This window comes from Rhodococcus sp. MH15 (assembly GCF_019266045.1).
Classification (GTDB): Bacteria; Actinomycetota; Actinomycetes; order Mycobacteriales; family Mycobacteriaceae; genus Rhodococcus_F; species Rhodococcus_F qingshengii.
In genome coordinates, this window is the sequence record NZ_LPNP01000071.1 from 1 (window position 1) to 13936 (window position 13936).

Consider the following 13936-nt stretch of genomic DNA (forward strand, 5'->3'; position numbering starts at 1 on the left):
CAGCTCTTTGAGCCGCGCATCGCTGATACCCGGCTGAGCCGAGTTCGTCTCTGTCTCACGATCAATCACATCAGTCATAGTGGCGTATCTCCTTTCAGAGTTACACCGTTGTTCTTACAGTCCCGTTGGTGCGGCGGTCTCTTTCATCGTTACGACCAGGATCACTGATCGTAGATCGGGTTCCGCGCCTGCAGCGCAGTCAAACGTTCAGCAGAGCGGACGTTTCTAGTGATGGCTCACGAACGACTGTTTGGTGCCGGTCGGAGCCGTTTCGAGCTTGTGCTGCTCTTCTTCGTCCTCGTCGTCGAGCATCGTGGCTTCGTTGAACGGAATCTTCCCGTCGAGTACCTCGACGACGCGTTCCTTGTCGATCGTCTTGGTCCAGGCGCCGACCAGGAGAGTCGCAACCGCATTGCCCGAGAAGTTGGTGATCGCTCGCGCTTCCGACATGAAGCGGTCGATTCCGACGATGAGTCCGACGCCGTCGAGAAGCTCGGGGCGATGGCTCTGCAGTCCGCCTGCCAGCGTGGCCAGACCGGCGCCGCTGACTCCGGCAGCGCCCTTGGAGGCGATGATCATGAACACCAGCAGCGAGAGCTGTTCACCGAAACCGAGTGGCTGTCCCATGGCGTCGGCGATGAAGATCGAGGCCATCGTCAGGTAGATCGCGGTGCCGTCGAGATTGAACGAGTAGCCCGTGGGAACGACGATGCCCACCGTGGTGCGCTCGACGCCTACGTGCTCCATCTTGGCGATCAGACGCGGCAGTGCCGATTCGGAGGACGACGTGGCGAAGATGAGCAGGTACTCACGGGCCAAGTACTTGACCAGCTTGAAGATGTTGAATCCGGTGACCGCGCGCAGCAGCGTTCCGAGAACACCAAAGACGAAGATCAGGCAGGTCAGGTAGAAGCCGATCATCAGCGTGCCGAGCTGGACGACGGCGTTCAAACCGGTCTGGCCGACGACGCTGGCGATGGCACCGAAAGCACCGATCGGGGCGAGCCAGAGGATCATCGTCAGGATCTTGAACACGAGCTTCTGGATGTATCCGACGGCCTTGAGGATCGGTTCACCCGACTTGCCGAGCGACTGGATCGCGAAGCCGACCAGAAGGGCGACGAACAGAGTCTGCAGCACGCTGCCGGCTGTGAGGGAGGACAGCATCGACGTCGGAATGATGGACGCGATGAAGTCCCAGGTACCGCCCGCGCTGTGGGCCTGATCTGCAAGCTTGGCCACGGAGGCCGCATTGGGCGTGATGTTCAGGCCACTGCCCGGGTTGAGCAGGTTGCCGACGCCCAGGCCGATCGCGAGTGCGATGGTGGACATCCCGATGAAGTAGGCGAGTGCGAGGCCGCCGACCTTGCCGACCTTGGCCGCCGCTCGAACCGAGCCGATGCCGAGCACGATGGTGCAGAAGATGACCGGGCTGATCATCATCTTGATCAGGCTGACGAACAACGTGCCGAGTACACCGACGGACTTACCGAACTCGGGTGCGAGCCAACCGACGAGGATGCCTCCGATGACCGCGACGATGACGCTCATGTAGAGCCAATGCGTCTTGTCGCGCTTTGCCTTGGTGCCCTCGGGCTGTGGGGAACCGTCTACTGTCCCTGTTGCCGTGCTGCTCATGGGGTGTCCTTTGGATCGGATATCTGTGAAGTGATCGGGATCACTTCGAGTCGTGGAGAATTCTTGTTGCAAACAGGTGGGCCCGGAAGTTTGTGTTCATTACGTTCAGGAGGCGCTCGATGGTCGAACGAAAGACCGGCCGACGTATGAGCGTCGCCAGGCAGATCCTGCTCCTGCAATTGGCGTTGTTGGCGCTGGTCATCGGTGTGGGGGCCGCGCTCGCAGTTGTCGACGAACGCCGAGACAGCGACGACGCGATCCGCAGGCAGGTGAGCTCGATAGCGCAGACTCTCGCCCTGTCGGATTCGACGGCGGCAGCCCTGACGAGTCCGGACCCGACCGCGATTCTGCAACCACAGACCGAGAAGATCCGACAGGCAACCGGCGTCGATTTCATCGTGGTGATGGCGCCTGATCGCACTCGGTTCACCCACACGAGCCCGGAGCTGATCGGTCAACTCTTCACCGGGAACATCGACCGCGCACTTGCCGGCGTGACCTTCACAGAGACGTACGCCGGGTCGCTGGGGCCGTCGATCCGCGCAGTCACTCCTGTCTACGATTCCGGCGGAACCTTGGTCGGTCTGGTTTCTGCCGGTGTCACCCGCGAGCAGATCACCAAGCAGTTCGCCCAAAGTGTTCCGGTCATCCTGTTCGTTGCCGGCGGCGGTCTTCTTGCCGCCCTCCTGAGTTCACTTCTGGTGAGTCGGCGTATCCGGCGACAGACCTTGGGGATGGCGCCGGATGAACTGCGCACCATGTACGAACACCACGACGCCGTCCTGCACAGCATCGGTGAGGGTCTGGTGGTGATGGGGCGAGGCCGAAGCAGAGATGCGCGAGTGGATATCGTCAACGACGAAGCGCGTCGCCTCCTCGATCTACCGGACGGGCCCGTGCCACTTTCGTCCATCCCCGAGACCATGCGATTCGACGACGCCTCTCCCGCGAAGGATCAAGTGCACCTCACCGACAAGCGTGTGCTGGTGGTCAACCAACACCCGGTTGAGTGGGAGGGCAACAGAATTGGCACCGTGCTGACAATTCGCGATCACACCGAATTACAGAACGTACTCGGGGAATTGGATTCGGTACGCAGTTTTGCCGAGTCGCTTCGATCGCAAGCCCACGAGAGTGCAAATCGTCTGCACACGATCATCACGATGGTCGAGTTGGGCCGGAACGAAGACGCAGTAGCCTTCGCCACCAATGAATTGCGAGTGTCCCAACAGTTGATAGATCGTCTGATGAATGCGGTCCACGAACCGGCGCTCGCCGCACTGCTGCTCGGGAAAATGAGTGAAGCGACCGAACGCGGGGTCGACCTGACCATCACCGAAGACACCGCGCTCGGTCCGGTTCCTTCGCTCAATGCACGCGAGTTGGTCACGCTGGTCGGCAATCTCGTGGACAATGCTATTGACGCATCGCGCGCGAGCGAGTCTCCGTGGGTGGAAGTGACGGTAATGGAAGAGGATTCGATGATGGTTGTTGCCGTCGCCGACAGCGGCCCGGGAATGACACCCGAAGCACTCGAAAAGGCCAAGGGCCGAGGCTACTCCACAAAATCCGGCTCTCGCGGACTCGGTCTCGCACTGGTCTCTCAAGTGGTGAAACGGCACGGCGGCACGCTCACCAGCGAACCGGCGATGGGCTCCATGCTGGTGGTCCGCATCCCGCTGCGCGAGGCGGAAGCGCCGCGATGATCCGTGTACTGATAGTCGACGACGAACCGTTGATCGCGCAGGCACACCGTTCCTACGTCGAGCGAGTGCCGGAATTCGTGGTCCACGGCGTGGTTCATTCCGGGAACGCCGCCGTGCGTGCAGTTACGGCGGCCAACGCCACCGACCAGCCCATCGACCTGGTCCTGCTCGACATCGGGTTGCCCGACGCCAGCGGTCTCGACGTGGCTTCCGCCCTGGGCGGTTTGCGGCCCAGTCCGGACATCATCGCGGTTACCTCGGCGCGCGATCTGGAGGTGGTCCGAAGCGCCGTGGCTCGCGGGATCGTCCTCTATCTTCTCAAGCCGTTCACTTTCGCAGCATTCCGCGACAAGCTCGAGCGCTACCTCGAATATCGTGCAGCGCTTCCCGCTGGAGAGTCTGCGGTCAGTCAACACGACATCGACCGCGCGATGTCCGCGCTACGAACGTCCGACGATCGAGCAGCGGCACCGAAAGGCTTTGCGTCTCAAACACTCGGACTCGTCGCAGCGTCTGTCCGGGATTCTGAGGGACCCGTGACCGCTGCAGAGGTGGCAGCATCGGTCGGCGTGTCCCGGGTGACAGCCTGGCGCTACCTGGAAAAGCTGGCAGACGACGGCATGCTCACCCGGGAGACCGAGTACGGGCGCGCTGGGCGCCCTCAGGTTCGTTACCGCAGAACCTGATTGACACAGAACCTGACAGTCACCGAACCTGATTGACACAGAAGCTAGTTCGCGCCCACGGTGTCCAACACCCAGGCGAACTCGAACGCGACCTCTTTCCACTTCTCGTACCGACCGCTGACACCGCCGTGTCCGGCGCTCATCTCGGTCTTGAGAAGTAGCGGAGCATCACCGGTCTTGGTGGCGCGCAGTTTTGCGACCCACTTGGCCGGCTCCACGTACAGAACACGGGTGTCGTTGATGCTCGTGATCGCAAGAATGGCGGGATAGTCCTTGGCTTCCACGTTCTCGTACGGGCTGTACGAGCGCATGTAGTCGTAGACGTCCTTGTTGTGCAGCGGATCTCCCCATTCGTCCCACTCGATGACCGTCAACGGCAGCGACGGATCGAGAATCGACGTCAACGGGTCGACAAACGGAACGTTGGCGAGAATGCCGGCAAACAGTTCCGGAGCAAGGTTGGCGACAGCGCCCATCAGCAATCCACCTGCACTACCGCCGTCGGCAACCATCCGGTCGGCCGACGTGACACCGGTGTCGATCAAATGCTTTGCGCAAGAGACAAAATCGGTGAAGGTGTTCTTCTTGGTGAGCGTCTTGCCGTTTTCGTACCAGTGACGGCCCATCTCGCCGCCGCCGCGCACGTGTGCGACGACGAAGACGACACCGCGATCGAGCAACGACAAGCGGGCAACCGAGAACGACGGGTCGATGCTCGCCTCGTAGGAACCGTAGCCGTACAACAGCAGCGGCGCGGGACCTTCCGGCGCACCTACGCGCCTCACGATCGAGAGCGGAATGCGGGTTCCGTCGTCGGCTACTGCCCAGTCGCGACGCTGCTCGTAGTTACTCGCATCGAAGTCTCCGAGAACGGGCTGCGACTTACGCAGTGCCAGTTCACCACTGGCGACGTAGTAGTCGTACACCTGCCCGGGAGTGATGAATGAGGTGAATCCGAGCCGGATGGTGGGCTGCGCCCATTCCGGGTTGGACCCCATGCCGATGCTGAAGAGTTCTTCGTCGAAGTCGATCTCGTGGCGTTCGCCGTAGCCGTCATCCGTCAACGGCCACACGGCAACCCGAGTGAGCGCCTCGCGGCGGTAGCTCAGGACGAGGTGTCCGGCAAAGGCTTCGGCTTCTTCCAGACGAACGTCTGCGCTGTGCTCGATCAGCGTCGTCATGTTCGTCGGATCCGACACGGGAGCTTCCACCAACACGAAGTTCTCTGCCTTGATGCCGTCGACGACGTCGTTGTGGAGGATCAGGAAGCGGTCCTCTCCCCCGATCACGGCGTGCTCGGCCCCGTACTCGACGCCCTCGCGACGCGGGATGATGACGCGGAAGTCGCCTTCCGGGTTCGCCGATTCCAGCATCCAGCCTTCGCTGGTCACCTTGGAACCGACCCAGATCATCAGGTACTTCTCGCTGCGGGTGGACCCCACCGAAACCCAGTACCGTTCGTCGGGCTCGTGGAACACCGAAACATCTTGACTCTGCGGCGTTCCCAGCTTGTGACGCCACACCGTGTCCGGACGCCAGGAGTCGTCGACCGTCATGTAGAAGACGTGACTGTGGTCGATCGCCCAGGTGGCGCCAGGCGCGGTATCGGGAATCTCGTCGGCGAGCATCTCACCGGTCTCGAGGTTCTTGAACCGCAAGGTGTACCGCTCGTCGCCGACGATGTCCACCGAGTACGCGAGCAACGTGCCGTCCTCGCTGATGGAGAACGCGCCGAGCGAAAAGAACTCGTGCCCTTCGGCTTCGACGTTACCGTCCATGAGGATCTGCTCGTCGGCCAGCTCGACGCCGGGCGTCAGGTCGGGCGGAGTCCAGTCGTCTTCACCGGCGATGGGGCACCGGCACTGGACGGTGTACGACTTGCCTTCCACGCTGCGCGAGTAGTACCACCACTTACCCATGCGCGTGGGCACCGACATGTCGGTTTCCTGCGTCCGCGACTTGATCTCCTGGAAGATCTTCTCGCGCAAGGGCTCGAGCGCGGCCGTCTGCTCGTCGGTGTACGCGTTTTCGGCTTCGAGGTATGCGACTACCTCGGCGTTGTCCTTGTCCCGCAGCCACTCGTAGTCATCGACGAACGTGTGTCCGTGATGGGTACGTTCGGCGGGGACCTTCTTTGCGACCGGCGGGATCAGGCTCATGCGCTGGGACCGACCCAATCGTCGAAGGACAGACCGGAAATGCGCTCGTACGCCTCGATGTAGCGTGCCCGGGTCGCGTCGACGATCTCCTGCGGCAACGGCGGCGGTGTCGTGTCCGAGCTACGGTCCCAGCCGGATTCAGGGCTCGTGAGCCAGTCGCGCACGAACTGCTTGTCGAAACTGGGCTGCACCTTGCCCGCTTCGTAGCCTTCGAGAGGCCAGTAGCGCGACGAGTCGGGGGTGAGCACCTCGTCGGCGAGCACGAGGTTTCCAGCGGAGTCGAGACCGAATTCGAGCTTGGTGTCGGCAAGGATGATTCCGCGATCGGCTGCGAAGTTGGAGGCGCGGGCATAGACGTCGAGAGTGTCCTCGCGAAGCTGCACTGCCAGCTTCTGGCCGACCTTCTCCACTACCTGATCGAAGCTGATGTTCTCGTCGTGATCCCCGAGAGCCGCCTTGGACGCCGGGGTGAAGATCGGGTCGGGCAGACGCGAGGCCTCGACGAGGCCCTCGGGCAACGCGACGCCGCACACTGCGCCGGTGTTGTTGTAGTCGACCAAGCCGGAGCCGGTGAGGAAGCCACGAACGACGCATTCGACGGGAACCATGTCGAGGGAGCGCACCACGAGAGCGCGGCCGAGAACCTCTTCCGGGATGCGATCGTCGTCGGGCTCGCCGGCCAGGTGGTTGGTGCCACCGAGGACGTTGAAGAAGAACACGCTCATCGCGGTGAGCACGCGACCCTTGTCCGGGATCGGCGTGCTGAGCACGTGGTCGTAGGCCGAGATCCGATCACTCGCGACAAGCAGCAGATGCTCGTCGTCGATCGTGTAAAGGTCACGGACCTTGCCACCGGCCAGATGAGTGTAGGAATCAAGTGTAGGACGCACCCGGTCACCCTATCGGGCGTTCGCAGTTCGTACAGAACCCCGGTAGCCGGGACAGGTAAGCGTCCTCGCCGTTCGGAGAGCTGTCCGCCCTGCTCATCCGGATATGCAGGTGGCCCCTCGCCAGCAGGCGAGAGGCCACCGTCACAGTCGATGAACTACTGGTTTGCGGGCAGCTTCGACAGGCCCCCGTCGATCGAATCCAGCGTCAGAAGAGCCGTCTGATAGGTCGCGGCCAGCGAATGCTGGACCTGGACGACGTTGCCGGCCTTCACTGCGGGCAATTCCTTCCACAGCTCGGAATTGACCAGCTCCTGCAACTGCGGAGACATCGAGCCGTCGGCGTTGAGGCCGTAGACGATCACGTCGACATTTCCGAGATTTTCGCCGATCTTCTCGATGGATACCTGTTCGACGTGGATGTCGGCGGGGTCTGCGGGGGTGCCGGGGAACTGCAGTCCGAGTCCGTCGAAGAGATTGGTCGTGTACGAGGACGCGTACTCGCGTGAGAAGGTGCCGGCTTCCGGCTTGCAGACGTTGCACACGCCGCCGAAGGTCAACGAGCCGAGCTTGTCCTTGTACTTCGCGGCCAGTTCGGCGGTTTTGGCGTCGTAGTCGTCCTTGAACTCGCCGTAGGTGTCGGAGACATTCGCGGCATCGGCGAACTGCTCGCCCAGCACTCGCCAATCAGCAGGAACCGTCGGTCCCAGGAAGACGACGGGAGCGGCCGCCTCGAGCTGCGCCATGTCCAGCTGGCTTTCGACTCGAGCGGGAACGCCCATGATGATCAGATCGGGCTCGGCAGCGACGATTCCCTCGTAGTTGAGCTGGGAGACGTTGCCGTCGGGTGCGACCTTCGGCAGAGCTTCGTAAGCGGCCTTGGTCTTGTCGTCCATGTTGCCGAGTTCACGGGTCCACTCACATACTGCTGCCAGGTTCGCTCCCGCCTGAATCAGCGGCAGAACTGCGTATCCGCAGGCCACGATCCGTTGCGGGTCGCTCGGGATCTCGATGGATCCGTTCTGTGCCTCGAAGACACGGGTCTGCGAGCTCGCGGCTGTCGTCGACGATTCGGACGACGCCTCCTCGGAGTTGCTACAGCCGGCGACGCCGACCGCCAGCGCAGCTGCTGCGCCGATCACCACTGCGCGGCGAAACCGCGACAGACCTTGAACCCGCATGTTGAACTCCATCTGAACGCACCGGACTGCTCCGGAATTGATTTGGTGAGGCTAACCAATATCAGGGCACTGGACCTTTACACAAACACAGCTCCCGAGGAATGAACTGCGCCTCCCGAGCCGCCCACGCTCACAGCAGCACGCCTCCCACTGAGAGGGAGCAAAGCAAGATTCCTCTCGAATCAGACACGCGAACTCGCTACCTTGCCTTCGCGATACCTCATCGACTCGCCACTCTCTCCGCTCGACGAAGGGCTCACACATGTCCCGATCCACCCGTACCTGCTCACTACGGTCTGCCGCGGCCATTGCGTTGACCAGTAGCTTTCTCATCACCGGTTTCGGCGCCTCGATCGCGCAGGCCGAACCTGGCCCCTCGGCTCCGCTGTTCGGCTCGCTGGATTTCGGATCCAGCAACTTCGGCAGTTCCGAGCAGACCCCAGATGCGCCGCGGCTGACCGGGATCGACAATTTCCGCGACGTCGCAGGCACCGGCGCCGGATACTCGGGAACTTTCGGCCTGCCCGTGAACAAGGGAGTCTTCTACCGCGCGAACGCGATCACGCCCAAGGGCGATGACATGAACAATCTCGAAAAGCTGGGACTGACAAAGGTTTACGATCTGCGCACGGAACCCGAGATCGCCAGTAAGCCCGATGTCTTGCCCGACGGGGTTGCGTACGAGAACATTCCGATCCTGTCCGGGAACATCGCCGAGATGATCGCGAAGATCAAGTCCCCCGAGGACTCACGATCGATGATGCAGGACATGAACCGCGCCTTCGTCACCGGAGCGACGGAGCGAGCCGGGTTCGCGCAGTTGCTCACGGGTCTCGCGGAAACCGAAGGTGCACAGGTCTTCCACTGCACCGCAGGCAAAGACCGCACCGGCTGGACGTCGTTTCTGCTGCTGAGTATCGCCGGTGTCGACCGCTCGGTGATCATGAACGACTACTTGCTGACCAACGAGTACACAGCCGAAGGCATGAAGGCCACGCGCGCGGGCATCGCGGCGAGCCTGGGCGAACAGATGGCCGTCAACATGGAGCCCCTGTTGGGTGTCGAGGCAAGCTATCTCGATGCCGGTCTCGCCCAGTTGGACCAGACCTACGGGTCGGTCGATCGGTACCTGACCGAGGGCCTGGGTCTGAGCCCGGCGACTGTCATGACGCTCAAAGCCAAACTGCTGGGCTGAGTGGCACGGATGCCCCGGGTTCGACGAGGGATCGGACCCGGGGCACGTGTACTTCTCTGCCCGTGCCGCGGCGGATGCGCCGCAGCGTCCCGTGCGTCAGCGCGATACGGCGATCACGTTGTTTCGGTACGCCCAGATGACGATCTGCACACGGGTACGCACCTGCAGCTTCTTGCAGATGTTGCTGATGTGCGACTTCACCGTGCTCTGTTCGAGGCTGAGGGAATCTGCGATGTCGTTGTTTCCCAAGCCTTGTGACAGCAACTGCACCACATCCATCTCACGCGCACTGAGACCGTGATCCGATCCGGAGCGCGCCGTGGACATCGGTGCCGGCTTGCGCCTCGCGAACTCCACGATCAGTCTCGACGTCAATCTCGGCGAGAGCACCGAACCACCTTCGGCCACGGTCAACACTGCCGACGAGAGCTCTTCGGGATCGGCGTCTTTGAGCAAGAACCCTGCGGCACCGCTGTCGAGCGCCTCGAAAACGTACTCGTCGAGATCGAACGTGGTGATCACGATGACGCGGGTCCCGGGAAACTCGGCAAGGACCTCCCGGGTCGCAGTCAACCCGTCGCCGTGCGGCATTCGGATATCCATCAGCACGACGTCCGGACGCAGTGCACGCACCTGCTCGTACGCCTCGACTCCCGTCTTGGCATGCCCGACGACGCGAATCTCGGGGTGACCGGAGAGAAACAGCTCGAACCCCTGCCGTACCACCTGCTGGTCGTCTGCAATAAGGACATCGATCATGCGTTGATCCTCCCGTTCACCGGCACCAGTGCCTGCACAGCCCACTCACCTTCCGAATTCGGTCCGGCGTCCAGTTGACCACCCATGAGCGTCGCGCGTTCGCGCATTCCCACAATTCCGAGGTTTTGCCCGTCGGAGGCCGGGCGAGCATTCCCGAGAGTATTGACCACCCGTACCCTCACCGCACCGGCTTCTCGACTCAGACACACCTTGGACTCGCTACCCGGCGCATGGCGAAGGACGTTCGACAACGCCTCCTGCACGATGCGGTAACACGTCAACTGGACTCCGCTGTCCAGGTCGTCGAAGCGGCCGACCTTCTCCAACGAGATCGACGAGATGGTGCGCTTGCAGTCGTCCACCAACTCGTCGATGTCGGAGACCATGGGCGTCGGGAAATCGGGGTCTTCCTCACCCAGGCGAAGTATCCCCACGATCTGCCGCAAGCTGTTGAGGGCCCGCTGTCCCTGCTCGATGACGCCACCCAGAAGGGCTTGCGCTTGTTCGGGATTGCTCGAGAAGAACTTGTCGGCGGCACGAGCCTGGATGATCATGCCGGTCATGTGGTGGGCAGCGACGTCGTGCAGTTCACGTGCCATGTCCTGCCGTTCGGCGACAACGGCATTCGCGATCTTGCGTTCGCGGTCCCGGTGCAGATCCGCTACTGCCTGACTGTTCTCCACTGCTTGTTTTCGCAGGCGCGCGACAATCTTTCCCATGGCTGCGACGACCAGGAAACTCGTGACGGTGTTTGCCGCCGGTTCGAGGAACAAGTGAGGCAACTCCCCCACCTGAACCTCGGCGACCGTCAGCCCGTCCCGTTCGGTGAGATACATCGCCAAGATCACGTCCATCGCCATTCCGAGGACCAGCAGTCCGACCAGGCGCATGCCTGTCACTCGGATGGACACTGCCATGATCGCGAACCAGAAAAGCGGCGTGGCCCCCAGCGATCGACTGCCGAGGAAGAGCATCAATCCGCCGGATCCTGCCAACGTCAGGAGGTAGTACGCGATCGGGTACCGCCGGCGCGCACACGCCACAACGGTCAACACCGTCAGGAAACCCATGATGCCGACGACGGTTCCCGGATCGCTCAGCACTCGATTGCTCGTCTCGGGTTCAGTCTTGAGACTGGCGAGACCGAACACCCACGGCACACTCAGCAGGCCGACGATCACGGCCGCCGTGGCCGGGTTGTTCAGGTTGAAACGTCCCCACCCTCGCGATGCCAGGGCTTGCCCCGGGGCATTCTGACCAGCCGAGTCGAACATCCACTCCCCATTCCGCATCCGATGATTGACGTTCATGGTGGCATGCGCGCACCACTTGGTCCCACATTCGGCGAACGTGAAGGGAATGTTCGATTCCCGGCTCCTACCAAAGCACTAGTTGAAGGTGAAAGGCCTAGTACTTATGGCTCAGCTGAACTGCTCGACCAACCGGTTCACCATGTTGGTTGCGCTGTAGTAGTCGAGACGGAAGGTGTCCAGACCCACGGCATAGACGTGGTGATCACGAATTGCCGGATGCTGGGCCAACAGTGGAAGTGCCTCGACCGCCTTCACCGCACCGTCGTCGGCACTGACCAAGATCAGGGTGTTGCCCGCGATACCGTCGTAGAGGTTCTCCGCCGAGACCTGAATGATGTCCTTGCGCTTACCCATGGATTCACTGCTCTTCGCGGACTCGGGAATGTCGGCGACCGTGAAACCCATCGCCGTGAGCAACTTCGCCTGCCCCGACTCGTGCGTCCAGATATTGGCGCCGCTGCCGTCCTCGTAGTAGACCAGCGCAGTGGTCGGCTGCGGGGGAAGTGTGATCTTGGCCTTCGCGGCCTCTACTGCGCTGTCGAACTTCGCGACCGTGGCCGCCGCGTTGTCTTCGAGACCTGTCGCCTTACCCAGCACAGCGGCGACTTCCTGCCAACTACTTCCGCCGTAGTCCACCACGATTGTCGGCGCGATGGCCGTGAACTGTTCGTACAGATCGACGACGGAGTCACCTCCAGTTGCCGAGACGACGATCAGGTCCGGGTTCTGCGCCAGAACGGATTCCGCGTTCGCACCGCCCATCGGCAACACTGCAAGTCCGCGTTCTTCTGCTATGTCGCCCCACTGTGTGAACAACCCCTGCGCATCCGAGACGTCGGTGTTCGGTCCCGTCGATGCGGTAGCCACCACCGGAGCGTCGATCGACAACAGCGTGCCCGTCAGCGTCACACTGGTCGAGACGATCCTCTCCGGCTTCGACGTGATCTCCACCGGCCCCTTCGGCGTTTCCACGGTACGCGGCCAATTACCCTGCGATGCAGCTGAGTCAGCATCGGAATCGGCATCCGCAGAACTACAACCGGCGAGGGCGAACCCTGCTACCAAGACTGCGGAGAGCACCTTCAGGGTGCGTGATTTTTTCATTGTGACGCCCACTGGCGGACCACTCCTCGAATTCAAAAGCCCATCAAATTAGGTTAGGCTGTGCTCATGCTAACTCAGGCGGTGACCGAATTGTCCGCTACCCTCGCGGCCTCGCCCGACATCGAGACGTCCTGGAATCGGATAGTGCAACAAGGAACGCCGATCATCGAAAGCGTTGATACACAGACTGTTCGAGTTACGTTCCTCTGGCGTCAGCCCGAGGAGACCGAGGTCGAGCGCGTTTACCTGGATGCAAATTCGCTGACCGACCATCACGCAGAACAACTCAGCGTGATGCAGCGACTCGGAGACAGTCCGGTGTGGTTCTACACCGCCGAAGTCTCGAACACCTGGCGTAGCAGTTACAGCATCATCCCGGTACCGAAGTCCGTAGTCGACGAGTTCGACTATCCGGGAGCAGGCAAGGAAGACTCGACCCGCCGCACACGCTGGTTGGGGTTGCTCGAGCACCGAATTGCCGACCCACTCAATCCGCTTTCCGCAGGTGTGAACACAAGGCGTTCCGTCGCCGAGATGCCCTTGGCGCCGGTCCAGTTCGGTTGGGATGCTCCAGTTTTCAGGAAGTCGGTACAGCTCACCTGGGCTAGTTCGACTTTGGACGTCGAGCGGCCGGTGTGGATCTACGAGACCGTGGACGACGGATTGACACCGCTCGAAGAACGGCCGCTCGTGATACTTCTCGACGGGCGTCACTGGGCCGAGGTCATGCCGGCAGGCGCCGCCTTCGATCGTGCGGTCCAGACCGGCAAACTGAAATCCTGCGTTCTGCTGGCCATCGATTCCGTTGACAATCAACGCCGTTCGCAGGAATTGCCGTGCAACCGCGACTACTGGAGTGCAGTCGTCGACGAACTGCTTCCGCAGGTGCGCGCCGTCACACCTTTCTCGTCTGATCGAACGCGAACGGTGGTCTCGGGGCAGAGCTTCGGCGGCCTGGCTTCGATGTTCGCAGCACTCGAATTCCCCGAACACTTCGCGCTGGTCGCCAGCGGGTCCGGTTCGTTCTGGTGGCCAACCGGCTTGAAGCGCGGGGAAGACGGCCCGCCGGGTGGAGACATAGCCGCACGCATCGAGCGCGACGGCGTACCGGACGGATTACGCGTTGTCCTCGAAGTAGGTAAGCACGAGTCCGACATGGTCGGGCACAGCGCAGCGGTCGCACAGGCGCTGGAGGCCGCAGGAGCGCAAGTGTCGTGTCGGATCTTCGACGGCGGCCACGACTGGTTGTGCTGGCGCAGTGTCCTTCTGGACTCCGTTGTCGAACTGATCGGCAGTCCGTGAGACAGA

Annotated in this window: 11 protein-coding genes; 4 read left to right on the forward strand and 7 right to left on the reverse strand. The window is 62.0% G+C overall.

Annotated elements, in window-relative coordinates:
• Positions 1-225: 225 nt before the first annotated feature.
• The gene (locus ATN37_RS19125; RefSeq protein ID WP_007734438.1) at positions 226-1638 is read right to left on the reverse strand and encodes a C4-dicarboxylate transporter DctA; all 1413 of its coding nucleotides are present in this window, start codon (positions 1636-1638) and stop codon (positions 226-228) included.
• Between the two features lie 119 nt (positions 1639-1757).
• On the opposite strand from ATN37_RS19125, the gene ATN37_RS19130 reads away from it, so the two are divergent.
• Together ATN37_RS19130 and ATN37_RS19135 are read left to right on the forward strand one after the other, a co-directional pair.
• On the forward strand, positions 1758-3344 hold the full coding sequence (locus tag ATN37_RS19130; RefSeq protein ID WP_218695505.1) for a sensor histidine kinase: 1587 nt from the start codon (positions 1758-1760) through the stop codon (positions 3342-3344).
• On the forward strand, positions 3341-4030 hold the full coding sequence (locus ATN37_RS19135) for a response regulator (RefSeq protein WP_003945570.1): 690 nt from the start codon (positions 3341-3343) through the stop codon (positions 4028-4030). Before ATN37_RS19130 ends, ATN37_RS19135 begins: the two co-directional genes overlap by 4 nt.
• A gap of 44 nt (positions 4031-4074) precedes the next feature.
• Here the strand turns inward: ATN37_RS19135 and ATN37_RS19140 are convergent, their stop codons facing one another.
• From ATN37_RS19140 to ATN37_RS19150, 3 genes are all read right to left on the reverse strand, one after another.
• Complete coding sequence (locus tag ATN37_RS19140) at positions 4075-6189, reverse strand: S9 family peptidase (RefSeq protein WP_058039169.1); 2115 nt, start codon at positions 6187-6189, stop codon at positions 4075-4077.
• Positions 6186-7079 (reverse strand): phosphoribosylaminoimidazolesuccinocarboxamide synthase, encoded by an 894-nt coding sequence (locus ATN37_RS19145; protein ID WP_003945463.1) that lies wholly within the window; start codon positions 7077-7079, stop codon positions 6186-6188. The genes ATN37_RS19140 and ATN37_RS19145 overlap by 4 nt, the downstream gene beginning before the upstream one ends.
• A 155-nt stretch (positions 7080-7234) precedes the next feature.
• A complete protein-coding gene (locus ATN37_RS19150) occupies positions 7235-8269 on the reverse strand; it encodes an ABC transporter substrate-binding protein (protein WP_218695506.1) in 1035 nt (344 codons plus the stop codon).
• Positions 8270-8519: 250 nt separating this feature from the next.
• On the opposite strand from ATN37_RS19150, the gene ATN37_RS19155 reads away from it, so the two are divergent.
• Complete coding sequence (locus tag ATN37_RS19155; RefSeq protein ID WP_042452657.1) at positions 8520-9452, forward strand: tyrosine-protein phosphatase; 933 nt, start codon at positions 8520-8522, stop codon at positions 9450-9452.
• A 96-nt stretch (positions 9453-9548) separates the two neighbouring features.
• Here the strand turns inward: ATN37_RS19155 and ATN37_RS19160 are convergent, their stop codons facing one another.
• From ATN37_RS19160 to fepB, 3 genes are all read right to left on the reverse strand, one after another.
• The gene (locus tag ATN37_RS19160; RefSeq protein ID WP_003945911.1) at positions 9549-10211 is read right to left on the reverse strand and encodes a response regulator transcription factor; all 663 of its coding nucleotides are present in this window, start codon (positions 10209-10211) and stop codon (positions 9549-9551) included.
• Positions 10208-11485: a sensor histidine kinase gene (locus tag ATN37_RS19165; RefSeq protein WP_007734428.1), complete on the reverse strand. Its 1278-nt coding sequence runs from the start codon at positions 11483-11485 to the stop codon at positions 10208-10210. The genes ATN37_RS19160 and ATN37_RS19165 overlap by 4 nt, the downstream gene beginning before the upstream one ends.
• Before the next feature lie 147 nt (positions 11486-11632).
• A complete protein-coding gene (gene fepB / locus ATN37_RS19170) occupies positions 11633-12628 on the reverse strand; it encodes a Fe2+-enterobactin ABC transporter substrate-binding protein (RefSeq protein WP_039973419.1) in 996 nt (331 codons plus the stop codon).
• 66 nt (positions 12629-12694) lie between these two features.
• On the opposite strand from fepB, the gene fes reads away from it, so the two are divergent.
• Positions 12695-13930 (forward strand): enterochelin esterase, encoded by a 1236-nt coding sequence (fes, locus tag ATN37_RS19175; protein ID WP_218695507.1) that lies wholly within the window; start codon positions 12695-12697, stop codon positions 13928-13930.
• The last annotated feature ends 6 nt before the right edge of the window (positions 13931-13936 follow it).

Excerpts from the sequence above, each read along its gene's own strand:
- ATN37_RS19125 (WP_007734438.1), bottom strand. The coding sequence starts at position 1,638 with ATGAGCAGCACGGCAACAGGGACAGTAGACGGTTCCCCACAGCCCGAG.
- ATN37_RS19140 (WP_058039169.1), bottom strand. The coding sequence starts at position 6,189 with ATGAGCCTGATCCCGCCGGTCGCAAAGAAGGTCCCCGCCGAACGTACC.
- fes (WP_218695507.1), top strand. The coding sequence starts at position 12,695 with ATGCTAACTCAGGCGGTGACCGAATTGTCCGCTACCCTCGCGGCCTCG.
- ATN37_RS19165 (WP_007734428.1), bottom strand. The coding sequence starts at position 11,485 with ATGTTCGACTCGGCTGGTCAGAATGCCCCGGGGCAAGCCCTGGCATCG.
- ATN37_RS19130 (WP_218695505.1), top strand. The coding sequence starts at position 1,758 with ATGGTCGAACGAAAGACCGGCCGACGTATGAGCGTCGCCAGGCAGATC.
- ATN37_RS19160 (WP_003945911.1), bottom strand. The coding sequence starts at position 10,211 with ATGATCGATGTCCTTATTGCAGACGACCAGCAGGTGGTACGGCAGGGG.
- ATN37_RS19135 (WP_003945570.1), top strand. The coding sequence starts at position 3,341 with ATGATCCGTGTACTGATAGTCGACGACGAACCGTTGATCGCGCAGGCA.
- ATN37_RS19155 (WP_042452657.1), top strand. The coding sequence starts at position 8,520 with ATGTCCCGATCCACCCGTACCTGCTCACTACGGTCTGCCGCGGCCATT.
- fepB (WP_039973419.1), bottom strand. The coding sequence starts at position 12,628 with ATGAAAAAATCACGCACCCTGAAGGTGCTCTCCGCAGTCTTGGTAGCA.
- ATN37_RS19150 (WP_218695506.1), bottom strand. The coding sequence starts at position 8,269 with ATGGAGTTCAACATGCGGGTTCAAGGTCTGTCGCGGTTTCGCCGCGCA.